General features: G+C 40.4%; 23 protein-coding genes and 3 pseudogenes. 10 read left to right on the forward strand and 16 right to left on the reverse strand.

What is annotated here, in order from left to right; translation table 11 throughout:
• Positions 1-91 precede the first annotated feature (91 nt).
• The 3 genes and pseudogenes from E0F88_RS00135 to E0F88_RS00140 all read right to left on the reverse strand — a co-directional run.
• A pseudogene (locus E0F88_RS00135) lies at positions 92-900 on the reverse strand (molybdopterin cofactor-binding domain-containing protein); the annotation flags it as partial.
• A 132-nt stretch (positions 901-1,032) separates the two neighbouring features.
• A complete protein-coding gene (locus tag E0F88_RS33535; RefSeq protein ID WP_165939964.1) occupies positions 1,033-1,209 on the reverse strand; it encodes a hypothetical protein in 177 nt (58 codons plus the stop codon).
• Positions 1,210-1,739: 530 nt separating this feature from the next.
• Complete coding sequence (locus E0F88_RS00140) at positions 1,740-1,991, reverse strand: P1 family peptidase (RefSeq protein ID WP_165939965.1); 252 nt, start codon at positions 1,989-1,991, stop codon at positions 1,740-1,742.
• 636 nt (positions 1,992-2,627) lie between these two features.
• Here E0F88_RS00140 and E0F88_RS34695 point away from each other — a divergent pair.
• The 3 genes from E0F88_RS34695 to E0F88_RS00155 all read left to right on the forward strand — a co-directional run bounded on the left by E0F88_RS34695 (position 2,628) and on the right by E0F88_RS00155 (position 3,573).
• A complete protein-coding gene (locus E0F88_RS34695) occupies positions 2,628-2,768 on the forward strand; it encodes a transposase domain-containing protein (protein ID WP_374756306.1) in 141 nt (46 codons plus the stop codon).
• 196 nt (positions 2,769-2,964) lie between these two features.
• Positions 2,965-3,363 carry a hypothetical protein gene (locus E0F88_RS00150; protein WP_131955500.1) on the forward strand — a complete coding sequence of 133 codons (399 nt, stop codon included), beginning with the start codon at positions 2,965-2,967 and terminating at the stop codon, positions 3,361-3,363.
• 6 nt (positions 3,364-3,369) lie between these two features.
• Positions 3,370-3,573: a helix-turn-helix transcriptional regulator gene (locus tag E0F88_RS00155; protein ID WP_131955502.1), complete on the forward strand. Its 204-nt coding sequence runs from the start codon at positions 3,370-3,372 to the stop codon at positions 3,571-3,573.
• A gap of 330 nt (positions 3,574-3,903) precedes the next feature.
• Here E0F88_RS00155 and E0F88_RS00160 read toward each other — a convergent pair.
• From E0F88_RS00160 to E0F88_RS00180, 6 genes and pseudogenes are all read right to left on the reverse strand, one after another.
• Positions 3,904-4,221 (reverse strand): annotated as a pseudogene (locus E0F88_RS00160) (response regulator); the annotation flags it as partial.
• A gap of 360 nt (positions 4,222-4,581) precedes the next feature.
• Positions 4,582-4,911 carry a YidH family protein gene (locus E0F88_RS00165; protein WP_229213627.1) on the reverse strand — a complete coding sequence of 110 codons (330 nt, stop codon included), beginning with the start codon at positions 4,909-4,911 and terminating at the stop codon, positions 4,582-4,584.
• 182 nt (positions 4,912-5,093) lie between these two features.
• A complete protein-coding gene (locus tag E0F88_RS35015; protein WP_510185868.1) occupies positions 5,094-5,192 on the reverse strand; it encodes a four-helix bundle copper-binding protein in 99 nt (32 codons plus the stop codon).
• A 45-nt stretch (positions 5,193-5,237) separates the two neighbouring features.
• Complete coding sequence (locus E0F88_RS00170) at positions 5,238-6,698, reverse strand: trypsin-like peptidase domain-containing protein (protein ID WP_229213628.1); 1,461 nt, start codon at positions 6,696-6,698, stop codon at positions 5,238-5,240.
• Between the two features lie 74 nt (positions 6,699-6,772).
• Entirely contained in the window at positions 6,773-7,354 is a 582-nt protein-coding gene (locus tag E0F88_RS00175; RefSeq protein ID WP_131955506.1) for a hypothetical protein, read from the reverse strand.
• Positions 7,355-7,415: 61 nt separating this feature from the next.
• Positions 7,416-7,685 carry a hypothetical protein gene (locus tag E0F88_RS00180; protein WP_131955508.1) on the reverse strand — a complete coding sequence of 90 codons (270 nt, stop codon included), beginning with the start codon at positions 7,683-7,685 and terminating at the stop codon, positions 7,416-7,418.
• A gap of 696 nt (positions 7,686-8,381) precedes the next feature.
• Here E0F88_RS00180 and E0F88_RS00185 point away from each other — a divergent pair.
• From E0F88_RS00185 to E0F88_RS00205, 5 genes are all read left to right on the forward strand, one after another.
• Positions 8,382-8,813 carry a hypothetical protein gene (locus E0F88_RS00185; RefSeq protein ID WP_220466182.1) on the forward strand — a complete coding sequence of 144 codons (432 nt, stop codon included), beginning with the start codon at positions 8,382-8,384 and terminating at the stop codon, positions 8,811-8,813.
• A 21-nt stretch (positions 8,814-8,834) separates the two neighbouring features.
• Positions 8,835-9,578 (forward strand): PRC-barrel domain-containing protein, encoded by a 744-nt coding sequence (locus E0F88_RS00190; RefSeq protein ID WP_131955510.1) that lies wholly within the window; start codon positions 8,835-8,837, stop codon positions 9,576-9,578.
• A 58-nt stretch (positions 9,579-9,636) separates the two neighbouring features.
• On the forward strand, positions 9,637-10,857 hold the full coding sequence (locus E0F88_RS00195) for a DUF2254 domain-containing protein (RefSeq protein ID WP_131955512.1): 1,221 nt from the start codon (positions 9,637-9,639) through the stop codon (positions 10,855-10,857).
• A gap of 54 nt (positions 10,858-10,911) precedes the next feature.
• The gene (locus E0F88_RS00200) at positions 10,912-11,358 is read left to right on the forward strand and encodes a DUF305 domain-containing protein (protein ID WP_131955514.1); all 447 of its coding nucleotides are present in this window, start codon (positions 10,912-10,914) and stop codon (positions 11,356-11,358) included.
• A 65-nt stretch (positions 11,359-11,423) separates the two neighbouring features.
• Complete coding sequence (locus E0F88_RS00205) at positions 11,424-11,684, forward strand: hypothetical protein (protein ID WP_131955516.1); 261 nt, start codon at positions 11,424-11,426, stop codon at positions 11,682-11,684.
• 23 nt (positions 11,685-11,707) lie between these two features.
• On the opposite strand, the gene E0F88_RS00210 is transcribed toward E0F88_RS00205, so the two are convergent.
• The 4 genes from E0F88_RS00210 to E0F88_RS00225 form a co-directional block, all read right to left on the reverse strand.
• Positions 11,708-13,555, reverse strand: coding sequence for a chloride channel protein (locus tag E0F88_RS00210; RefSeq protein ID WP_131955518.1), 1,848 nt, complete (start codon positions 13,553-13,555; stop codon positions 11,708-11,710).
• 172 nt (positions 13,556-13,727) lie between these two features.
• Entirely contained in the window at positions 13,728-15,149 is a 1,422-nt protein-coding gene (locus E0F88_RS00215) for an alanine/glycine:cation symporter family protein (protein ID WP_131955520.1), read from the reverse strand.
• Positions 15,150-15,305: 156 nt separating this feature from the next.
• Positions 15,306-16,082: a hypothetical protein gene (locus tag E0F88_RS00220; RefSeq protein ID WP_131955522.1), complete on the reverse strand. Its 777-nt coding sequence runs from the start codon at positions 16,080-16,082 to the stop codon at positions 15,306-15,308.
• Between the two features lie 43 nt (positions 16,083-16,125).
• Positions 16,126-17,436 (reverse strand): OmpA family protein, encoded by a 1,311-nt coding sequence (locus E0F88_RS00225; protein ID WP_131955524.1) that lies wholly within the window; start codon positions 17,434-17,436, stop codon positions 16,126-16,128.
• A 235-nt stretch (positions 17,437-17,671) separates the two neighbouring features.
• On the opposite strand from E0F88_RS00225, the gene E0F88_RS00230 reads away from it, so the two are divergent.
• A complete protein-coding gene (locus E0F88_RS00230; protein WP_131955526.1) occupies positions 17,672-19,714 on the forward strand; it encodes a sensor histidine kinase in 2,043 nt (680 codons plus the stop codon).
• Positions 19,714-20,475 carry a LytR/AlgR family response regulator transcription factor gene (locus tag E0F88_RS00235; protein ID WP_131955528.1) on the forward strand — a complete coding sequence of 254 codons (762 nt, stop codon included), beginning with the start codon at positions 19,714-19,716 and terminating at the stop codon, positions 20,473-20,475. Before E0F88_RS00230 ends, E0F88_RS00235 begins: the two co-directional genes overlap by 1 nt.
• 6 nt (positions 20,476-20,481) lie before the next feature.
• Here E0F88_RS00235 and E0F88_RS34170 read toward each other — a convergent pair.
• From E0F88_RS34170 to E0F88_RS00250, 3 genes and pseudogenes are all read right to left on the reverse strand, one after another.
• Positions 20,482-21,729 (reverse strand): annotated as a pseudogene (locus E0F88_RS34170) (cation:proton antiporter).
• Between the two features lie 44 nt (positions 21,730-21,773).
• Positions 21,774-22,838: a mechanosensitive ion channel family protein gene (locus E0F88_RS00245; RefSeq protein ID WP_131955530.1), complete on the reverse strand. Its 1,065-nt coding sequence runs from the start codon at positions 22,836-22,838 to the stop codon at positions 21,774-21,776.
• A gap of 288 nt (positions 22,839-23,126) precedes the next feature.
• On the reverse strand, positions 23,127-24,446 hold the full coding sequence (locus tag E0F88_RS00250; RefSeq protein ID WP_131955532.1) for a DUF389 domain-containing protein: 1,320 nt from the start codon (positions 24,444-24,446) through the stop codon (positions 23,127-23,129).
• Between the last annotated feature and the right edge of the window lies 1 nt (position 24,447).

Below are 24,447 nucleotides of genomic sequence, written 5' to 3' on the forward strand. Positions count from 1 at the left end.
AAATAACAACAGAAACACCTAATCTTGCTGTTCATGCTGCCCATAAAATACTATTCTCTTTCAATGGTGACCTAAAAAGGACAACAATCACCTACGAGCTAGCTTTAGATTCTGCTAATTCAGTAATGAACGCCTGGTTGTACAGACGTTTGCCGGTTGCTTTATACAATGCATTTGCCAATGCGGCAAAAATCGGAGGATAGGCAGGTTCGCCCATGCCGGTCGGGTCAATGTTATTTTGCACGAAGTGAACGTCGATCTCTTTTGGTGCTTCGTTCATGCGAATCATTCTATATGTGCTGAAATTATTTTTATCCGGTACACCTTTTGTGAAAGTCATTTGTCCATACATCGCCGTTCCGATTCCGTCAACAATGGCCCCCTCTGTCATATTGATTGCCGCATCCGGATTGATCACGATACCGCAATCAATCACACAAGTCACCTTTTTGACTACCGGCGCGCCCTCCTTCATTTCAAGATCAAGCACATGAGCAGCGTAGGAATCGTGGCACAAATAAGCGGAAACACCCAGGTTTCTGGTCTTCCTGCCCTGCTCCCAGCCTGACTTTTCACGTACCAGTTCCAATACACCTGCGTACCGATCCGCATCGTACTCATTGTCTTTTCCTACCGGCTTTTCCTTGGCACGTTTAAGCAAATCCAGCCTGAACGTAATGGGATCTTTGCCGGAAGCCTCAGCTACTTCGTCTAAAAATGATTGCTCAGCCGAAGCCATAAAATTCGACCTCGGTGCTCTGAATGAGCCATTGGTAATATTGGACGCAATTGTCCAGTCCTCTGCCAGGTAATTGTCAACAGCCCCTGCCGGAAAACGGTTTGCAAAAAGAGGCGACTCAGGAATACCTCAGGCTTCACATGAAAACCAATTAAATTATTTAGCAGCAGCAGCTTCGCGAAGCATGTGTCGTGCGGTCGCTCCGGCGGTGCGAATCCTTTCCAGCTCTGATGAATTGCCTGACTGCCTCCGATAAATTGTCTGGTATAACGGTCCGTATTCAAAGACACCTGCTATACGACGACATCCTTCCAGGCAACATCCAGTTTCTCCGCGACGATCATGGGCATGGAAGTTTTTATATTCTGTCCTCCTTCGGGATTGGGAGACATAATATGGATGACCTTATAGGCGGTGATTTGCACATAACCAATAAGTTCATTGCAGTCGTGTAGTATACATCTTACCAAATTACAATTTGTTATGAATCAATTCGCTGCACCGAGAATTTCAATAATTAGGTGCTTCGAATAGGTCCCGTGAAAGCTGATGAAAACTGAATATTTTGAGCAAAGGGAGGAAAAGCTAAAGCCCGTAAATCGTTGATTTACGGGCTTTAGCTATTTTTGATCTTTCATTAAGTGGAGATGCAGGGATTCGTACCTACCCTATAAATAACTAATTTCCAGACTATTACACTGGCAAATAAGTATGACTACACGAATAACTCACTGGGTTTAATTAGTGAAAAATTTGACACAGGACTCAAAGCTAATTGACAAATTTTAGTGCATTACGATTTAAATGAACAATGCACTACAATTGCTTTCGAGCCAAGTAAATTTTCCACTTTAAACCATTTCATTTCAAAATGAACCTGATTACTCTTTTTCTTCAAAGGAGATCCTTATCGGCATAAAAATAGCGATTTCTTATATTGTTTCCAAAGCATACGGGCAAACGGAAACCTTGAATCATTTTTTTAATGAAGGACCTTGACTTATTTGGAAAGTAAAGATTCAATTGTGGGATAAAGCCTCATGTAGTATAAGTCAGGCACCGACACTATTAGTATTGGTATACCCATTGAACCATACCCGCTGCCATAATCTTCCACATACGGAAGACCCGTCAATTCTCCATCGCCAATCAAGGAAAACCAGGCTGCCGAATAGCTCTTATCTGTTTTTCCTTTCGGCAGAATCACTGTAACACCAGTTCGTACAGGCCATTTCCGGGTATTAGTTTCCACTGCCACTGATCAATGTTTGTAGCCCACTTCTATTCCCGGGACACCTGTATAGCATTATTTTCTCCTGGTGTAGCTTCAAATGCAATACCCAAATATCTGGCTCTATCTTATTGCTGAGCTACTGAAATATTAAGAAATAAGCATGATAGACAAATTGCAGTCAGTATCTGATTTAATTTAGCCATAATCAGTTGGATGAAGCTATGGTTAGCATTACGTCGAGTTACAAAAGCTGAGCGGCTGGCTGTATAAAGAAAATACGCACTTTATTCTGCTTTTTAAAACAAAACAGACAATAATACACTATTATTCAAGCAGTTGAAAACTTTATTTTTGTCAAATACCTCGATCTGAATGTTATGAAATCACCAGTATTACTATTACCTGAGCTTATCGTTTCCATTGCCGGCCAGCTAGCCTAGCAGTTCACTTAATAAGCTCTAGTTTGAAACTGGTCTTTTATACTATTCTTCGAATCATAGCTGGAGAATTCCGATTGCTCCAAATTCTCCCAAATAGTTATCATGAGTATATTTTCTAACGTATCGCGTTTAGCCATTAGCAATCGGAAGAAAGGCATTTTTGTTCGCAGGCTCACACCAGGCAGCCGAGATGACAGCAGCTATGTATTCTTTTATGGCTACATGCAAGAAAAACGGGGTTGATGAGCAGCAGTGGTTAACAGATGTTTTTGAAAGAATACAATACCATAAACACAAAGATCTTTACCAACTGCTTCCCAATAACTGGGCACAGTTCATAAATTCTGCAAATTAAAGCCCGGTTAGAGATTTTTCTTACAAATGAGCGAAAAACGGCGATAAGGAACTATATTTTTAGTATTCTCGAAGGCCATGAACCATTGCCCAAGGTCCGATTTTGAATTGTGTGTGGGTATGGATTTGAGCGGGAACAAATTATTTCTTAATTTGTAAAATTAGCTTTACATTTGGGCTTCTAAACTTTACAAAAAATGAAAGATACATTTAACGTATTTGCCTACTCCCACAAAATGAAGATTGTAGGTATCTTGTTAATATTGTGGGGAATATACTCTTTCTCCTCCAAATATTGGCAGTTTCATTTAGTTGACCTTAATTTACTTACTGGCCTTTTCTGCTGGGGACTTGTTTTCATTTTTTTCTCTAAGGAAAAAACCGACGATGAACGCATTCATCAGGTGAAGTTTCAGGCGCTGACTTGGGCAGTACCGGCAGGATTATCAATTACTCATCTGATTAATTACTTCCTGCTTAGTAAGCCTGAACCTGATTCTGAGAAACTTATTGAATCCATTCCTGCTTATCATTCGCTTGTTATTATCTTGCTACTCGCGTTAGGATTGTTTCATTACCTAAAATATAAAAATTAACGGTTAATGAAAAACCTGATTAAAGTGGAGCGGGCTCGCAATAACATTACCCAGGCAGAGCTTGCAGATAAGGTAAAGGTGTCACGGCAAACAATAAACTCTATTGAAACTGGTAGATTTATTCCATCCGCTTTGCTTGCGTTTAAAATTGCAAATGTATTGCACAGAACCGCTGACGAAGTGTTTCAATTAGAAGATTCTGACTGGTAAATTGCACTTGGTAGTGTGCCCTCATTAAGGCTTTGAACTTGCAGTACGTAACTGTTATGTGATATAATCATCACATGGCTGAGCCTAAACTTACTCCTCCCGCCACGAGGTTCTAGCCCATTTTGTAACGAAAATCTCAGTTACATTCACGAATTTAACAACGCGGGTTTTATCGGATGGATACATCTATTTTACATCACTCTGGCAGTCCAATAGAATTTATTGTGCTTTGAAAGACAATTTTCTGACCGACCTCTATCATAGTTGTGGGACCTGATGACAAATTTTGGCTCGGAAATAATAGAGTCGGGAAATTGCCTGTAAGATTTATTATACGGAAAAAGAGGTGGACAGAGATATCGAACAGGTTAACCGAATCCCAATTGTTCCCACAATGTCCGTCTTTATGAGCTGCGGATCGGCAGATGTTGATAACATCACCGCAGGAATGTGTTTAATTCGATCACTGCTTCTGATTGCAGCCAGTGCCTCCAGACCGGTTACCTTTGGTACATTCATATCAAGTATGACTACAACTTCGAAAAAGTGTCCAGCTTCTACTTCTACCAGATCCAACAGGTCACTCCCGTCAGAGGCTTCAACTACCTGGATATTCACATTTATAACTTCAATGGCTTTACGGATAAATAAACGATCGTCCTCGTTGTTCTGCCAGGTAAATAATTCTTGATTTTTTCAATTTACCTGTTTCAGGAGATTAATACACCTATTAATGGCATTGTTGCCGGAATGCAAAGTAAGTATATTATTTCTGAACGAGTAATTCGGTTAAATTAACATTGAAATTGAATATGATTTTAATATGCCGTAATTGTCACCCGGACGTGGGTTTAAGTTATTGCCATTTTGCAGAAATTACAACGAGTATTCTTGAATGTTACACCAAGAGTCTTCTGTTCTAAAATCACCTGATCAAGCAATGTCCAAGCTAAATACTCTGAATAAGGTAAACAATCAATACAACAATAATTAATAAAATTGCGCCTGTTAAATACTGGTCAAAACTGTGGATGGCCTGTATGTGTTGTTTTTAAGCTGCTCTTCTGTTTTTCGATACTGCCAGTAAGATAGCATTATAGCCAAAACGCCGAACGCGACCAGTAAAATCCCGATTATTGCAGAATAACCATGCGAAGGGGTTTTGATATTTGTACCGAATGCCAGACCGATTTGCTTAACGAACAATGAGAAATTGACGACTACAAACCCAAATGCCATAATCCCGATTCCGGTCCGCACCCATGCAAGATATGTCCTCTCGTTTGCGAGATGTTCATTTGGTTTATAGGTCGAACTGCCGTTGTTATTAAGCTCCATATAGCGAAACCGAAAATTTATCTAATCATTATTATTGTGGCCAAAACAATTATATACTAAACCATTAAACCCAGTTGTCTAAACAAATATCTAGAAGCGCATCAATTGCGAAAGTTTCACACGATAAAAAGACTGTAAACAAAAAACCGTTACACCTTGAAAGCGCTGAAATAGCAGCGCGGTTAAGCAGCGATCTTACGGCATTCTTCTGCACAATATTTACAAGCACTTGGGCACTGCTGACAATGTACCGATTCGTGCATTCCATATTCATTTGCCAAAGCTACATCAATATCAGCACTGTTAATACTTAACGAAACTACATGCTACGTACCCATGGAAAAATCAAATACTACTTTGGAACCATCCGGAGCTATTGCAAAAATCCTGATCATTCCGCTTTGCGCGGACAATAGTGCTGAGTCAATATCTTTGGGACTGATAATAGACTGCCCGTTTATGAACGCGATTACGGTTCCCGCCGGGATTCCGATCTTGTCAAAAAAACCTCCCTTACGGACATTAGTCACCTCCACACCGCCTTTCAGGCTGAAACGTTGTTTAACTTCATTGGAAAGTGGGGCAAAAGTGGCACCCAGCTTACTATGTATTTCCTGCAAAGGTTGATTGGCTTTGGCAACAGGATTGGAGACCCCTTCCCCTTTTAAAGTAACGGATAAACTTCCTGTTTCATTATTTCGAAGATAATTGAGCTTTATATTATCACCAGGTTTGTGCCTTGCTATGCGTTCGGAAAATTCAGTTGATGAATTCAGTTCAATACCATCAATTCGCTGAATAATATCACCTTCCCGCAAACCTGCGACTGCGGCAGCACTTGCAGGTTGCACGCCGGTAATGTAAACTCCTTTTATATTTGCTGGATTGAGCCCCTTCTGAATCATATATTGGTCCTCAGTAGACGGCGCAGGAAACGATACACCAAGTACGCCCCGCTTCACTGTGCCATATGTTCTTAAATCGTCCAGGATTTTCCTGGCCAGATTAACCGGTATGGCAAAAGCATAACCTGCATAACTTCCCGTCTGAGATGCAATAGCGGAGTTAATACCAATAAGTTCGCCGTTTGTATTTACAAGTGCACCACCACTGTTCCCTGGATTAATGGCTGCATCTGTCTGTATAAAAGATTCGATTGCGCTACTGCCGATGGGCTGTTCGTTATCTGCAGAATTATCCCTCGCCGATCGGCTAATTATTCCAATACTCCTAGCTTTGGCACTAACAATTCCTGCCGTAACCGTAGTATTCAGTGAAAGAGGGAAGCCAACGGCCAATACCCACTCTCCTACCTGCAGGGCATCGGAATCTCCAAATTTAATTGTCGGCAGATTGTGCCCTTCAACTTTGATCAAAGCAAGATCGGTATTTGGATCACGGCCAACAAGTTTTGCTTTGTACGTGCGTTTATCCGGCAGGGTAACGTCAATTTGGGCAGCCTTCTCAACTACATGATTATTGGTTGCAATGTATCCATCTTCGCTTATAATTACACCCGAACCGGATGCACCATAATCCGCGGAGGAATTAAAGCGGATTTTTATATGGACTACCGCCGGCATTGCAGCTTTTGCAGCGGAAACAAAACTTACCGCTCCCGCTGGCTGATTTATTCTCAAAGTATCAGTATGAGCTGAGAAATTTTGCCAAATCAAATTACTATGGCTTACATCAATATCCATACTTTCCAAACCACTAGAGAAACTCTGTTGTGTTACAAAAAGAAACAAATAAATGAGCCCGGTATATTGTTTTATGTTCGACATTTTTTGCATTACTAGATACATTATTATGGGAATTCCAACCTACCCAACGTCCTCATGTGCCTAAGAGATGGTTATTAATTCATACTTTCAAGAAGATTTGAACTCTTGGCAAAAAAGTTTTTCACAGCATCCTTCTGGTCAAGAGTCAGGATTTTTGGATCAATAGCCATTGCTGCCCTTTTAACTTCTGCCGCCTGGTTTGATAAGCCAGGATATTTTGCCTTTTGAATATTTTGTAGTGCGCCGGAAAGAATTTCAGCAGAGTTTCTTATTTCGTCCGCATGGGAAGTTTCGAATGGATTTTCAGTTATTTTGTTGGCACTGGCTTTGGCTTTCTCCAGATCTGCTTTAATATCGTAATCAACTTCACCAGCCATTGCATCAACTGCCGAAGTCAGCTTCAAAAGTGCTTCGTTTGTGTAAGCATGGTCCAGCGCCATTTTATCTTTATCATTGCTCACAAATGTCACATATTCCTCTACCGTGCTATTGTTCTCTTTTACATCCCCAGCATCTGCCATACCTGTTTCTTCCGACTTTTCTTCCTTTTCCTTGTTATTGCAGCTTACTGATGCCGCTAACAGCAATACGATGAATATTCCTGATACACTTTTCACCCACTTGCAATTTTTGATTTCATTTTTAATACTTCCCATAAAGATTAGTTTGTTTATAGTTGAAAAAATTAAATAAATATTTACGAGATCAGCTTTTACTTCAACGCGAAGTGCTTAACACTACCTGCGAACCAGGACGCTGAATACCGGAGTCATCTTCAGCCGAAATAAAAAAGCCGGTTGGTTTAAATGAGGTAACCGTAGTGAGCGAACTTTTTAGTGTCTTTGAGAAAAATCCACTAGAAGTTTTTAATTGACCAATATTTTTAGCTCCGTTTTTCTCTGTTTCGATCCACACGATGTAAAGCTTTCTTGTTGGCTCGGCAAGTCTGGTTATATTCAAGTCAATTTTCGTAATTGTTATTGCCATCTTGTTTCACCTCTACGGCACACTCTGCCGCCGGAACAACCTTCGAGATAAGAAAATTGTATTTCTGCGAATCGCAGATTGTAAAACCACATTCGCGGAAATAAACACTAAGAGGTTCCAAAAAAACTTTGAAAATTTGATTTCCTTAAACGATTTCATTTTTTCTTTAATGTGAAAGAGTTTAGCCCATAACCGGACCCAAAAATCAAGGAATGGAGCCGATGATTAAATTAGCAGGATGCCATCCATTCACTTTACAGTTGCGGATAAAAAGCGGCAATTGACCGGTGAATTGTAATATCAATAGTCCATAACCGTGCCAGAAGGTCAAATCACATCAAAATAAAATTTCGGCAGGAAAGTAAACGACAAACAGGATATGGCAAATAGTGCTTTCTTCACCCAAAATCAATATTATCCTCGCCATTCCAACTGAAGACGTATAGGTATGACATAGGTCTTATTTATTGGCAAATGTTGGATTGGTCAGTAATATCCCCGAAAACAAATCTGATAATCTAATATACCCAATCAAAATAACAGGAGATGTTTTCCAACTTCGGATTTTTAAGTAATAAAAAACAATTCACACTCTAAAATAGATTAAATCTCCTCTTTCCCGGGTAAATGAATTAATCATTTGCTGGCATGATTATAACAATGCTAATCCTTTTACATTATACAAATTCTTGCCAAATGAAGCTCAAATCCATATTTCGACCAAATATCTTCCATGTTATATTTTCGCTCGCAATCCTATTTTTACTATCCTCCTGTTCAAAAAAATTAAGCTTTTCTACTTCTTCGATTGTTCCCGCAGCAGAAGGATACGTAAAGATCAAAAAGGATAAAAATGAAAACTATGCAGTTAAACTTAATGTTCGCCACCTTTCGCCTCCCGACAGACTTGTAGAGTCTAAGAATGTATACGTAGTATGGGCAAACACAAAGGACAACGGGGTTCGTAATATGGGACAATTAAAAAGCGGTCACGGCCTTTTCTCAAAGGCCCTGACAAGTAGCTTAGAAACCGTAAGTACCTTCGAGCCGGTAAATTTTTTCATAACCGCAGAAAAGGAAGCAAGTATTCAGTATCCGGAGGGACAGGTTGTATTGACAACAAAATAGTTTTACAAAACCATTCTATCAATGATAAGAAGTCTTAAAAGCATGTCATTGTTCTCTCTGGGAGCAACAGATGGAGAAATTGGCAAAGTAAAAGAACTTTATCTGGACGATGAGTCATGGGTCATTCGCTATTGGGTGGTTGATACAGGGGACTGGCTACCGAAAAATAAGGTTCTCATAGCCATACAGTCTTTATTAAAACCCGATTGGGAAAATGGTGTATTGGAAACGGATCTCACACTTGATCAGATCAGAAGCAGCCCTGATATTGATACGGACAAACCTGTATCCCGCCAGGAAGAAATGAAATTATACAATCATTTTCCATGGCGAATATACTGGGGTCCGGGCGTGGGTTCAAAAGGCAGTTTTATTCCATTGACTGAATCTGTCAAAGCAGCCTTAGCAGAGGATGCGCAAAATCGCAGCAATTCCAACGATCCTCATTTAAGAAGTTCTGATAAACTGATAGGCTATGATATTCAGACAACAGATGGACAGTTCGGGCATTTGGCAGATTTAATAATTGAAACTGATACCTGGGAAGTTACCAGTCTGGTGATAGAAACAGGGAGTTGGTTGTCTTCAAAAAAAATCCTGTTGCCTGTAAGTGCAGTCAATGAGATTAACTGGTCCGCATCGAATTTAAGCATCAGCCTTTGTATGGAAGATATTAAAAATAGTGAGACATATAACCCGGAGGCACCGGTAAATCCGATAGAGGATGGCAGCTTTTTGGATTATTACGGTCAGAGTGTTTCATAAATTATATTTATAAATTTCGCTTTAATCTCTAATACGATCCTACCAAGAACAATATAATGTGAACAATTTCCTACAAAGAAAATACCAAAAAACAGTAGACAGCATAGCCTTTTACCCTGCAATTATCGCAATCGGATTTCTTGCACTGTGTGGGTTAATGATCACTGTTGATTACTCTGAGCAAGGAAAACTCATCAAAAGCCAGCTTCATTGGCTCCGACTTAAAGACGCTTCTACCGCACGAAGTATCATTTCGGCGGTGGCATCCGGCATAATATCACTTACCGTTTTCAGCTTTTCTATGGTAATGATTGTGCTTAACCAGGCGGCATCACAAATGAGTAACCGGGTCTTAGGCCAGTTGATCGGCAATAAGTTTCAGCAGATTGTCCTGGGAATCTATATCGGTACAATTATATATGCTTTTTTTCTTCTTAGTACCATAAGGGACATCGACTCAGGGATTTACATTCCCGCTCTGAGTACCTACCTCCTCATATTCTTGACAATATTCGATATATTTCTTTTTATTTATTTTCTTCATTACATCACACAATCAGTGAAATATGAAGTGGTTATTCAGCGGATATTTGATGATACGCTAGACTCGCTTAAGAAAGCATGCCCGAATCAAAATCCATATTCCGTATCTTTGAAGCTTTCCACGCCCTACACAATTAAGGCTGCCAAGTCTGGTATATTTGAAGGAATTGAAAAAACTGCATTAAAATCTCTTTGCATTGAACATGCATTTCAGGCAGCCTTACTCGTTACCCCGGGAACATTTATTTTAACAGGTACGCCCGTAATTGCGACAAATAAAAACCTGCCTGAAGAGCTGCAAACCAAGCTTCTTGACCTGGTTATAATTCCGCTGACAGAAACTATCAATGGAAATTTTTTTTATGGTTTTAATCAATTGAGAGAAATTGCATTAAAGGCTCTCAGTCCTGGAATTAATGACCCCGGCACTGCCATCATCAGTTTGCGGGCCCTATCTTCTCTCATTATGTATAGGGCGAGTCATTTTCCTGAAAATACCGTACTAAATGACCAGGGTTCTATTCTAATTATTTTACCAGAAATCAGCTTTGAAAGAATCGCTGCTGAAAGCATCAATCCAATCTGGGATTATGGCAAAAATGACAGGTTAATCTGTAAGGAGTTTTACCTGATTTGTTCACAGCTAAAAACATTAACTGCAGGCACAGTCTTCGATCAGATATTAAATGAAATATCCGTGAAGCGGTTATTATTCAGCCCTGCATCCGGGCAATAACAGTTTCCGTCTATCATATACCGGCAAATACTAATTCAACTAAAAGTTTGGAACATGGAAAACAATAGCTATTTAAAATTTTTCGGGATGCTGCTCGTGTCCTTTGTTATCATGTACGCGGTCATGTTTTTGAACGTAAATGATGTAGAACATATTTACCTGAGCATTACCCGCTTATACATGACACTTCTGATGGTTTCACCTATGGCCATTGTTATGCTTTTATTCATGCCAAAAATGTACACAAATAAAAATGCAAACACGATGATCTATATTACAAGTGCTACCGTTTTTGTTTTAGCATTTACTTTACTGAGAAACCAGGTCTTTGTCAGCGACAGACAGTATATGAAAGCAATGATTCCACATCATTCTTCGGCAATTATGACCAGCAGCCGGGCAGACATCAAGGATCCTCAGATAAGAGCACTGGCTGACAGCATTATTAAATCCCAACGTCAAGAGATAGAGCTTATGAAATCAGCACTTGAAAGGTTATAAAAAGAGGAATATATTGCACTTCCCATATCACTGAGAAATAGATTCTCAACCCTTAATAAAACCCTATGACAAAACAAGAAGCTGATCAACTTATAAAAGAAGCAACAACTTTTATAGGAAGTGAAAAGCCAGTTGCCACAGATGGTCAGCTGGGATTTCCCTCTGTTATCGAAGTCTGTTTATTTGAAAATACACTTCTAGTTGAGGAAAACGGAAATTTTTTCCCAAAGGCGAGAATGATATCCACCCAAACTGGTTTGACCATCAGGTTTGAGGATTTAAACGAAACTCTGGAATATCTTCGACATAATCATAATCGTGCATAGTTATTATGCAAACAAGCTTGTAATTAGCCGGAATGTTCTTGTAGGAGTTTTCTATAACTATCCAGAACACTTGATTTAGAAATAAATCCTGCAAACCTTCCATTCGTTCTTATCACAGGCAGATTCCAAACACCTGTTTCATCAAACTTTTTAGCCAAAGCAATTACAGAATCCGTCTCATTAATAACGACACCGACAGGTTTCATCAAAGTCTTTACATCAAGTAGTTTGATATTATTTTTACCAAACAAAATGGGTCTTATATCTTCCAGGCTTATTATTCCAATCAGTGCCTGATTTAAATCCAGAACCGCAATCAGGTTTCTTTTACCATTCTCCAAAACCTCCATCAATTCATCGGAAGAAGCATTTTCTTTAATAACCTGCGTGATCGGATCCAGTAAGTCAAGCGTATGCAGCAGAGAAAGCAGATTTTTATCATGCTCCCTTGTAAATATTTGACCCTGGTCAGCCAATTTCTCCATTTCAGGTGAAGTTGGAGAGAACCACTTGGCCATCAAAAAGGAAATGACCGAGACTATCATCAGAGGAATAAATAAGTCATAGCCAGAACTGGATTCTGCAATGAGGAAAATCGCTGTTAAAGGAGCATAAAGTACCCCACTCATCACACCAGCCATACCAACGATGATCAGATTTGTCATTGGAACTTCGGAAATTCCGGCTTGCAGACAGAGCAACGCAAACACATATCCCAAAGAACCTCCGGCAAAAAGGGATGGTGCGAAATTACCGCCATTACCGCCTCCCTGAATTGTGATCGATGTTGCAAATGCTTTAAGCAGGCAAATTACGCCAACAAAAAGAATAACAACCCATTCCCTGTAACTCACATACCGGTAAAAGCTGTTGTTGATCACCTGCTGAATATCGCCATTGGTAAATGATTTGATTGTATCATAACCTTCCCCAAACAACGGTGGGTACAATACGCAAAGTAAAGACAAAATCGCCCCTCCGAGCATTGCTTTCTGAATCCTGGAAATTTTCAGCGAATGAAAAAAACCTTCAACATATCTAGTAATCACCAGAAAATACCTTGCATAAAGGCCACACAAAATACCCAAAACAAGATAATAGGGAAGATTGTGATAGTCGAATGCACCTCGGGACCGAAACAAAAACAATACCTTTTCCTGCAATAAGATTCTTGATATCAGGCTCCCACATACTGCGGCAACTACCAATGGGATAAAATCCGAAAATACAACTCCGGTCAACAGAATTTCCATGGCGAACATGACACCTGCAATCGGAGCATTAAAAGCAGCGGCAATACCCGCAGTTGCGCCGGCTGCCAGGAGAAGTGTACGTTCTTTATAATTCAGTTTATAAGTTTGCGCAAAATTAGATCCGATAGCAGCACCGGTAACCGCAATAGGACTTTCCAATCCCGCAGATCCGCCTAAGCCAACCGTAATTGCACTTTGCACAACCTGCGAATACATTTTCACAGGTGAAACCTTGCTTGCATTCTGAGCAATTTCATGCAGGATCACCGGAATCCCTTTTTTGTCCTGACCGTCGAAAATATATTTTACGACGATCGTTGTGATCACAATTCCAAGAAATGGAAAGATCAGGTAGAAAAGAATCTGATCTTCGAAGTGAACCTTAGCAGTAATTACATAATGTATATAGTGGACCAGTGACTTTAATATTACGCCGGCAAAACCAGCTGTGCACCCCACTAAAATACCTGAAAGAATCAAAAACTGGCTTCTGGTCAGAATGATTTTAAGCCAGAATATAACGATTTCGTAACTCCTGAATTTATCGATACTATAGCGCGTAAAATTACGCCTGAACTTTAAGAAACTGTAATATTTTTTAATGCTGCTATTCCTCACTTTACCTCTTTTAACTGCAAAGTAACACCTTTTCAAGGCAATTACTACTCCTAATTACCGCCAATGATGTCCGAAAATTAGCTATGCGATTTTGTGATGTGAGTCTTTGATTTTTACATTATAGTTCAAATCTGATACAACATTTGGTTCCGAATTCACTCGAATCCCGGACTCAATTCCACTGTTCAGCATTTTTTACACCCATTTTAGCAGCACTGTAAACCGGGTCCTTACCTTCACTTTTTTGTTTTTGATAATCTTTGAGCGCATCAAGAGCGGGCTTTCTGAGCAGTAGAATGGCAATAATATTGAGCCAGGCCATTAATCCGACACCAATGTCACCCACTGTCCAGGCCAATTCTGCTGTTTTTACAGATCCGTAAAAAGTGGCGCCCATGATCAGTCCACGAAGACTCCACAACAGAACCTTGCTGTCTCCTGTTTTATTTAGATAACTCAAATTGGTCTCTGCAATGTAGTAGTATGCCATGATCGTTGTAAATGCAAAGAAAAGCAGCGCGATAGAGACAAACTCGCTCCCAATAGCAGGGAAATGTGCACTTATCGCCTGCTGGGTAAACTCTGCCCCTATGGCCATGCCTTTTACGTTTTCGACCAGAAATCCGCCATCAGGGTTCACCACGTTAAATTTCCCTGTAAAAAGGATCATTAAAGCAGTAGCGGTACATACAAATAAAGTATCCACATAAACGGAAAACGCCTGCACCAGACCTTGCTTTGCAGGATGGCTGGCTTCTGCTGCTGCTGCTGCGTGCGGAGCGGTCCCCTGCCCCGCCTCATTTGAGTAAATACCTCTTTTTACACCCCATGCAACCGCCATTCCGAATATGCCAGCGAAAGCAGGTTCCATGTCAAATGCTGACCGAAAAATAAGTCCAAAAACAGAAGGCACCTGTGAAATATTCATTGCGATGATCACAAGAGCCATCAGAATGTATGCGCCAGCCATAAACGGGACTACAAATTCAGCCACTTTACCGATCCGCTTTACGCCCCCGAAAATGATTAGCCCAAGGAGAATTGTTACGGCACCACCTGTAATCTCGACAGGAATATCGAATGCACTTTTCGCGCTGATCGCAATGCTATTACTTTGTACGCCGGGCAAAAACACTGCCGTGCTCAAAATAGTTGCCACTGCGAAAATTACAGCATACCACTTCACACCAAGACCTTTTTCAATATAAAAGGCAGGACCTCCGCGGTACTGCCCATCCTTAACTTCTTTGTAAATCTGCCCTAATGTTGCCTCCACGAAGGCCGACGCAGCACCCAGAAAAGCAATAGCCCACATCCAGAAAACAGCACCGGGCCCGCCCATAGCAATGGCCGTTGCTACACCGGCAATGTTTCCCGTTCCCACTCTGCCGGAGATAGCAATTGCAAAAGCCTGAAAAGAAGATACTCCTTTTGCGGAAGCCTTGTTTCCAAAAAGAAGGGCTACCATATCTTTTAAATAACGAACCTGAAGAAAACGGGTTACCACAGAAAAATAAATACCTGTTACCAGACAAAGAATAATCAGGGCATTACTCCAGATCACATTGTTAATTGCATTAATAATTTGTTCCATACCGGAAGACTGTCGGGTAGTTTGATTTAGAAAATTTGGACTTCTTTGATTAAAGAAAACGAAAATTCTTAAAAGTCAACTATACACCAATCAAAATAACCACTTTGTCTTCAAATAGTTTTATTTTAAATAACAGGCGGAAAATATTCCGATCCATTAATCGCACTTTGACAAAAGTTGGGTCAAAATCAAAACTGCCTTTTTCTTATTGACTGACTCATCTGCGCTAAGATCTACCGACAAAGAAATCTCGACGCCGTTATCAAGAACGTAAAGTCTTCTTTCAAAAGAGTTCCAGCTGGCTGCATCTCCCAATCCTGCTACATCTTCATAGGCCATTGCCACTTTTGCAAAAACATTTCCCATATTTTGAGCTACTCCCTTTTGTGTGGACTTATCCACTTTCATTTTGTCGAGTTTTTCAAGGTTCTCGTTAATTTCTTTTTTTCCCGATTTCCCATCCAGTGCGTCGTTTACGGCCTTATCACGTTTTCTGATTTCCTCGTTAGTGGGAGCGCGGTGCGATGCCTTGAATTCGGTAAGTGTCTTTTCCTTGATTCCGTGTAACTCGATCTGTTCCTTGACAGGAAGCACCATGTCCATACCCGCATCTTTCATACTCCTTTTCCGATCACCGATCCAGCTGTACTTGATGCTGTGACTCGCAGTATTCTTCATGACCTTGGAATAGGACACTTTTGCAGCGTTTGCGGGCAACGCTGTGAAGCCGGCGGCTGCGTCTAAAGTTAGTAATTGGTCAAGCTTATCGCTGTATCCAAGCAGACACGTATTGCCGCCTTTTGAATCCATATTTTCCGATTCTTTAATCTCGGAAACAGCTACGTCTTTCGGTTTATCACTTGCACTTCCCCCGCAGGAAAACACAAATAACGCACTCAGAATAACCTGAATTGTGGTAAGCGTCGATTTCATAGTTCTGAATTTTCGGGTTGTAGATTAAAATCTGAAAAAGGTTTTAAAGTTTGGTGAACTCGGCCCGCCTGTTGTTCGCCTTACCCTGAGCGGTGACGTTGCTATCAATCGGCTTACTTTCGCCAAATCCATCTGTCTCCATTCTGCTTGCTTCAATACCGAAATCCTTATCCAGTGTATTTTTGATCGCCAATGCTCTTTTTTGTGAGAGTGCCAGATTTGTTTTATCGTCCCCATCACTATCGGTATGCCCGGAAATTCTAATTTTCACGGTTGAATTCTCCTTCATCACCGTAGCAATTTCCTGCAATACGCCATAAGATTCACCTTTTATCTTGTCGGAATTCACATCAAACAAAATTCCGTTCGTAACAAATTTACCTTCTGTGATCAGTTTGCTACGTGTGTCTGGCTGCCCTTTAGCCACACGAAGATTACTTATAAAAAGTGCCCTGTCATCCTGAAAATTGGTATCCGTACCAAACAAAAGTCTGTAAGGAATGCCGGGTTCAAAGGCGCGCGGAATATCCCATACCTTCGTTTCATTCATATAAATACGTAATCGGTTTTTTTGCCTCCAAACGGATATTTTCACAAATGGACTGGTAGGCAAAAGCCAAGCTACGTTGTTCTTGCTGTTACTAGATTTCACTTCCCAGTCCTTATCCCTGCAAACAATTTCAGTACTGCCGGCCGGATTAAAATAAACCTCAACAAGATTTACGGATCCGTATTGCAACGGATTGGGATAGGTTTTGCTGTCAACAAAGAACATACGAGCCAGAACCTTTTGGGCTTCATTTGTCCCCATTTCGAATTCTATGGTACAGTTCTCATCCAAAACATCAACAAATTCCGGATAAAAAAAGCCTTCGTTTGTAAATTTCAACCATTTCCCTTCTTTTCCACCAATTGTCACTACTTCGCCAGAACCGTTGGTATTCCACTTGCCTGGAAAGTCTCCAATAGCATCCTGGGCAAAATCCTCAAATGCCACGACCTTTTCGCCGGGGACAAAATCAAATTTAGAATATGAGGAAAAAGAAGCAGAACGAGATTGCGTGTTCTTTACTTCGCCAGCTGGCTTTTCATTGCTCATTTTTCCTTCTTGTGAGGAACTTAAGGAAGAATTTTCATTTTGTAGTTGCTCCACTTTTTTCTTCTTATCTTTTTTCTTGAAAAGAGAACCTATCCCCTCCTCCACCTTATCGAATCCCTTATCAATAGATTGGTCTATACGACCATTTGTTCGATCTGTTGCTTTGCGTTCTGCGGTTTTTTTAGGGTCAATAATCTGCGCATGCGCTAAGCCACAGAAACAGTATAACAAAAGAAAAAGATTGTATCTTCTCATGATAATTTAAGATATTGATTCACTGCCAAATATGAGATTATAAGCAAGGATTTGAAACACACAGTTAGCAGACAACCATTTTCACATAGTAACCCGTAGCCCCAGCTAACATTCGCTATTCCAAAATCATATTCCAGCCAATCTGTGCGGATTACTCACTCAAAATCATAACCCGCTAAATTCGTCATGCTTTTGATTTTAAAGAGATTAGATTTGTGATGATAACACTTTCAATATGCGCCTTTGTCTGATCTTGTTACTTTTATTTAGCACGCTGATCGCTCCGGTAGCTGCACAGGACACCATTACAATGAGCAGTATCACGGAAAGCGTACCGCTATGGCAGACGGGGAACGTATTTCTTTCAAATTCAAAAGCGGGAAATTTCAGAGATATCAATTCCATAAAATATTGGGTGCGTCTAGACAGCCTTACGCTGTCACCGCACGAAGGAAGCGTATGGCTGAAAACCACGGTCTGCAACGATCTGATTAAGCCTTCATTTTTTGATTTCAATTTTCTTGCAGCTGACAGTATTCTCGTTTTTGCCAAAAATTCTGATACCAGTTTTGTAGTCTTTACCGGCCCCTACACAAGTGTGCGAACCTGGCTGTACCCTGAAAAACCTGGCCTGGTACCAATTTTTTGCCAACCGGGCCAATCGTTTACGCTTTATATAAGACTGTGGAGTGACAAGGGAAGGACGCTCTCAGTAAAGCAGGCATTCGTACAAACCCGCAGACGCAGCCTCGATGATTCCGTGGAGAGCTTCCGCAACTTTGTCGGCAGAATTGAGTTTAATGGTTTTTTCCTTGGTGCAGTGACATTTGCCATGCTGTTCTTTCTTTTTATATTTATTAAAGTTCGTGAACCGGTCTTTTTGCTATATGGACTTTATCTTTTGGGAGCTGCTATGTATGCTGTAATTGTAAAGACACTGCCATATTCATTCCTGGCTAAAATAGCCTACCTCAATTATCCACTTACCTATAAACTCGGCGAACCGGTCCAGTATATCTTTTTTGCTGTTTATATGGCATTTGGAAAATCTCTCCTCGACATTGAACATGGTTACGGCCTTCTTAATAAAGTTATCAGATATTTCATCATTGCTTTGCTCGGCAGTGGCTTACTTCTTCTTGCATACAACTTCTATCATTTTGACTATCAGTTACAAAAACAGGCTTTCATTTTGTCCCGAATCGTCATTTTGCCGATCGCAATTATACTCCTCATATGGATTACAATTTCTGTAAACAATCCTGTCAAATGGTTTTTTATAAGCGGAAGCTTCTTCTTTATCGCCGGGGGACTACTAGCTGTTATGGTGGATCCAAAGAGTAGACACCTGTTTTTTGGAGAGCTGAATGCAAACCCGATCATTTTTTTTAAAACCGGTATTCTTCTTGAAAGCTTATGCTTTGCCATGGCTCTCGGATATAAAATCAGGACCGCTCAAATAGAAAAGAACAAGGCTTCAAAAGCCTACATTGACCAGCTTGAGCTGAACAAGGAGATGGCTGCGTCGGAAAAGATAAGATTGGAAAAAATGGTAAACGAACGCACTGAGGAGATCGTCGAGAAAAACCGGGTGATTGAACAGCAAAGGCAGGTTCAGATTCAGTCAACTTTCGACAAACAATTATCAGAAATGGAAATGACTGCGCTCAGAAGTCAGATGAACCCGCATTTCATTTTCAACAGCCTTAATTCGATCAGGTACCAAATTCTAAGCAAAGATTACGACAATGCTGCAACCTACCTTACCCGTTTTTCGAAGCTACTAAGGTTTATCTTGCAAAACTCACGGGAAAATATAATAAGCCTTTCGGAAGAAATAGAAATGAACATGCTCTACGTTCAGCTCGAAAGTCTCAGATTCAGTCAGGGATTTAAGTTCAATCTGACTATTTCCGAAAAAATCGACCTCTCTGAAATCATGGTCCCCCCCATGTTTCTACAACCCTATGTAGAAAATGCGGTTAAACATGGCCTTGTTCCAAGTAAAAAAGCGGTTAAGGAGTTACTGATAGATATTTCCCCGTTCGATGACGGCTATTGTATCATCGTAGAAGATAACGGTATCGGCAGAAAAGCAGCCAGCTCTCAGACGATGTTATACGACAAAAAAAGCCTGGGAATGCAGATCGCCCGTGAGCGCATTGAGTTATTTAATATTAACTATCAGCCTTTTATCGACGTCCTGGTAGAAGATCTTTACGAACAACAGGGCGCCTGTGGAACACGTATTACTTTCACCTATAAAGACAGTAAATAATGAAATATTCAGCTGTGTTGATCGACGACGAAATTCACTGCACGGAAAGTCTTGCACTCATTATGGCAGCAGGCGTACCAGAAATTAATGTTGTGGCCAAACTCAACGACCCGGTCAAAGCGGTAAAATTCCTGCAGAGTCATTCCGTTGACATCGTTTTCCTGGACATTGAAATGCCTGAAATGAACGGGTTTGAGCTGCTCAGCAAGCTATCAGATTTTTCGTTTGACGTTGTTTTTGTAACTGCATATGATCAATATGCCATAAAAGCTTTTACTTACAGTGCAATCAGTTATCTGTTAAAGCCCGTTGATGAGGATGACATAAGAGAAACCATTGACAGGTGGCTTGAGAAGAAAAATAAATCCCTTTCTATTAGCCAGTTGCATCTGATGCGTGACCTGCTGGCCAATACCAATAAATTAAAAACCAGGGTTGCACTTCCTACCAACGACGGTCTGGAATTCCTCGAGATTCAAAGTATTACCCGCTGTGAAAGTGAAAGCAACTACACAAGAATATATTGCTCGGACAATAGCAAATATCTGATTTGCCGAACTTTAAAGGAGGTTGAAAAAGTACTTCAGGAAAATGGCTTCATCCGGGTTCATCATTCTCACCTGATCAATCCTCAATATATCCGCAAATTTATCCGAAACGATGGAGGTTTTATAGTCATGGATGACGGCCAGCAAATATCCGTTTCCCGAACAAAAAAAGATCGTCTCTTCGAACTCTTTGCAAATGTCGGACGCTTATGATCGACATCAGGGATTAGATTTCGAACTTAATTTTTTAATAAGCGGACCGATGGTAAAACCCTGAATGAGAATAGAAAATAAAACCACAACAAAAGTGACCGAGACAATAATATTTTTATAGGGATTCGCCGGTAATGAGAGTGCAAGCGCAATTGAAATTCCTCCTCGCAGTCCACCCCAGGTCATGATCTTAAGTGTACCAGGACCTAGTTCTTTGATAAATCGAATTGTGGAAGCAGTAGAATAGAGTGAAATAAACCTGGCCAACACAATCATGACAGCAGTAATGATACCATATAAAATATAGCCAGGCTCAAAGTCAACAGTAACAATTTCCAGTCCGATCAGCATAAAAAGGACTGCGTTGAGAATCTCATCTGTTACCTCCCAGAATTTCCCAAGATAATCTCTTGTCACATCGCTCATTGCCAATTGCTTACCACGGTTACCTGTCATAATACCAGCAACAACCATTGCAAGAGGCCCTGAAATATGCAGGTAATGACATAATGAATATCCACCCATTACCATAGCCAGTGAGATTAAAATCTCGGTTTGGAAATGGTCAATGGATTTCATTAGCCTATACCCGACAAATCCGATCAGCCCGCCGGCAACCAGCCCTCCAGCCGCTTCCTGAACGAAAAGCATACCAATTTTAACAGGTCCGAAATTTTCAATGCCTACTGAAGCGATCTAAAGTAAAGTGGCGAAGATTACCACGCCAATTCCATCGTTAAAAAGCGACTCGCCAACAATATTGGTTTCAACAACCTTTGACAAATCGGCCTTTTTGAGAATACTCATTACTGCAATCGGATCGGTTGGCGAAATGAGTGCTCCGAGTAAAAGGCAATATAAAACCGGGACATCCTGTCCGAAAAACTGCATCAGAAAATGGAATCCGTATCCGACAATGAAAGTAGAAAGCACAGTGCCAATTACTGCAAAACTGGTAATGCTTTTTGCTGACTTTTTCAGATCATCCAAAGCGACATGGAGCGAGCCTGCGAAGAGAAGAAAGCTAAGGAGAATTCCAAGAAGAAATTCCGAAAAATCGATCAGCTCTAACTTTTCTTCCACCATTTTGGTAAATCCCGCCGAGATGTGTCCTAACGCAATGACTCCTAAAGCAGCAACTGCCCCCATGAGCATGAGACTTATACCGGAAGGCAGTCTTAAAACCCGGACGTTGACATAGGAGAAGAAGGCGGCAAGCGTGATCAGAATCGAAAAGAGGACAAATAACTCCATGTTAGGGCGAGATAACTTAATAAAATTTAAATAAAATTGAGTTATTAGTTTACAACTGCATTTTCATGTTGCATCATTACTGTCTGTGTTGGGTAGGCAAATTCAATCCCTTTTTCTTCAAATGCTTTCAATATATCAAGATAAATGGCCTGCTGTTTGTCCATGTAAAATGTGTAATCCGAATCCAGAATGTAATAGACTATTTCAAAGTTGAGGCTGAAATCTCCATATCCGGAAAAATGTGCACGGTCAAATTTCACGTATGGTTTAGACTCTATAATACTTTTAAGCATTGCGGGTATTTCTGAAATTTGCTGATGCGAAGTTTGGTAAGTTACACCCAGATTAAACAAAATTCTTCTTTTTTGCAACCGCTTGTAATTATGTAATCGGGAGTTTGTCAGATCTGTATTAGAACAAACCAGCTGTTCACCTCCCAATGTCCGAATACGCGTTGTTTTAATGCCGATATGCTCTACTACCCCCGATTTATCCTCAATCACAATAAAATCACCTATCTCAAATGGCCTGTCAAAAAAGATTACGAAGTAACTAAACAAATCGCCGAGGATGGTTTGGGCGGCCAAAGCGATTGCAATACCTCCTATTCCCAGACCGGCAATCAGCGAAGTGACGTCGTAACCTAGATTGTCAATCATAAATATGATCCCAAAAATCCAGATAACAATGTTGACGATCAAAATTAATCCGCTGGCTTGTTTTTCCTTAGCCTCACTATTTTCCTGTGACTGAATGAATGAAAATACAAATTTCCGGAAAGCAGAACTTAAAATACGAAGCGTGAAAAACGTTAATGCGACAAGAAAGACGACATTGGCTATTTTATTTATTTTATCAGGAAGTGTTAAAGTTGAAAGCGCCAGATAAATACTTCCAATGTAAAGTAAGGGGACTACTGATTTCTCAATCAGCGCAACCAAATAATCATCCCAATTGGTAGAAGTCGTTAGTGACCAAGCCTTTGTCCTTCTAAGTACAATTGACTTGAAAAAGCGAATTATGATAAATAATGCAGTGAGCAGTAAAGCAGCAAACAGCCATTCAATTAGTGTATTACCAAGGAAGAGCGTATTTAGAATGTTGTTCATAATGGTTTGACTTTTGCAGATACGAAGTGCATCTGACATGAATAGTTTAGACCACCACCTGGCGGAATGACGAAAACAAAATCCAGATTTGAAATTATCAGCTTTGTCGCTGATCTTAATGAAGGGGCAAGATTACCCGGCGGAAATTGTACTTGTATTAATTGGACACAAAAGGGTACGCTTAAAGGCGCATTACCAACATAAGTTTGGCTACGCAATGTACTGTAAATCGCCCTAAAAGGCAAATGTAAAACCGGCTTTTGGCAGGTTCAGAATTAAGTTAATAGGCTAAAAAGTAGATTTTTCGATGTAGAGTTTCAGAGAATCGCTTTTCAGACGAACCTTTAACCAATTACTTATTCTGGAAATATCACGCGTTGTCTTTTTAGGATTTTGGCTCCCCAAAATAACGACCGTAAAATATTTTGCTCTATTTCCTTCTGTAAAAAATGACTGGCGGTCTGCCGAACAGTAGCTAACCTCCGGAAATAGTGGTTTCATCTCATTGAACAAAGGATTTCCCAGTCGCTTTATTGCCGAGATGCTATCTTGTTTTTGAATATTGAGACTAAGTTCCGTTTTTAATTTGTTAATCTCTGCCTGGTACCGCTCACTCTGTGTCAGGTCCTTGGACACATCGCTTATCGAGAAACCCTGCTGAATAATAAGCGTGGCGTTTTGCAATCCATAAATCGCTTTTCTCTTTGCCAAACGTTTTTTCTCAGTTTCATCGATTGTCTTCCCTCCATAAATCAGCTTGATTTGTTTTTTGGCAGGTTCCAGTTCATTTTTCAAAAGAAAGTCTCCTTCTATATAGCTTTCGTTTATAATAAAATTATTGGCATTCTGAATAAAGTTCTCCTTTTGGACTAATAAATATCCATAATAGATGCTTGGAACGATCGTAAGCAAAACTATGAAAGTAACCCACCGGTTTGCCATTTTCATTTGTTCTGCGTCGGCATATTCCCGAATTGGATAATTGAGCAACCGGACTGTGATCAATGTCGCGCTGCCAATAAAAACCGTATTAATCGTCAACAGATACAGCGCACCAAAAAGAAAAGCCCAGTTTCCGGTAGCCAGGCCGTAGCCAGCAGTACATAAAGGCGGCATCAGGGCCGTCGCGATCGCAACTCCGGGAATAACATTTCCTTTGTTCCTACTGGAAATAGCCACAATTCCGGCCAGTCCGCCCACGAGAGCAATTATAACATCATAAATACTGGGTTGTGTACGCGCTAATAGTTCGGAATGTGCCTGGTAAATGGGCGTAACGAAAAAGTAGGCGGCTGATGTCAGAAGTCCGGCAATTACAGCGAATAAATAGTTAATGAATGCCTTTTTAAACAGACCAGAATCATAGGTTGCAATGCTGTAACCCATACCAAGAATTGGGCCCATTAACGGAGAAACAAGCATTGCTCCAATAATAACTGCGGTTGAATTTACATTAAGGCCAACGGAAGCGATGAAGATTGCAAATATAAGAATCCACAGATTGGTTCCTTTAAACTCAATTCCACCTTCAACAATATCATGAATTTTTGAATAATCTTCACGTTCAGATGAAATGTCAAATCTTTTTAAAATATTGCTGATGCCCATT

The organism is Dyadobacter psychrotolerans (genome assembly GCF_004349265.1).
GTDB classification, from domain to species: domain Bacteria; phylum Bacteroidota; class Bacteroidia; order Cytophagales; family Spirosomataceae; genus Dyadobacter; species Dyadobacter psychrotolerans.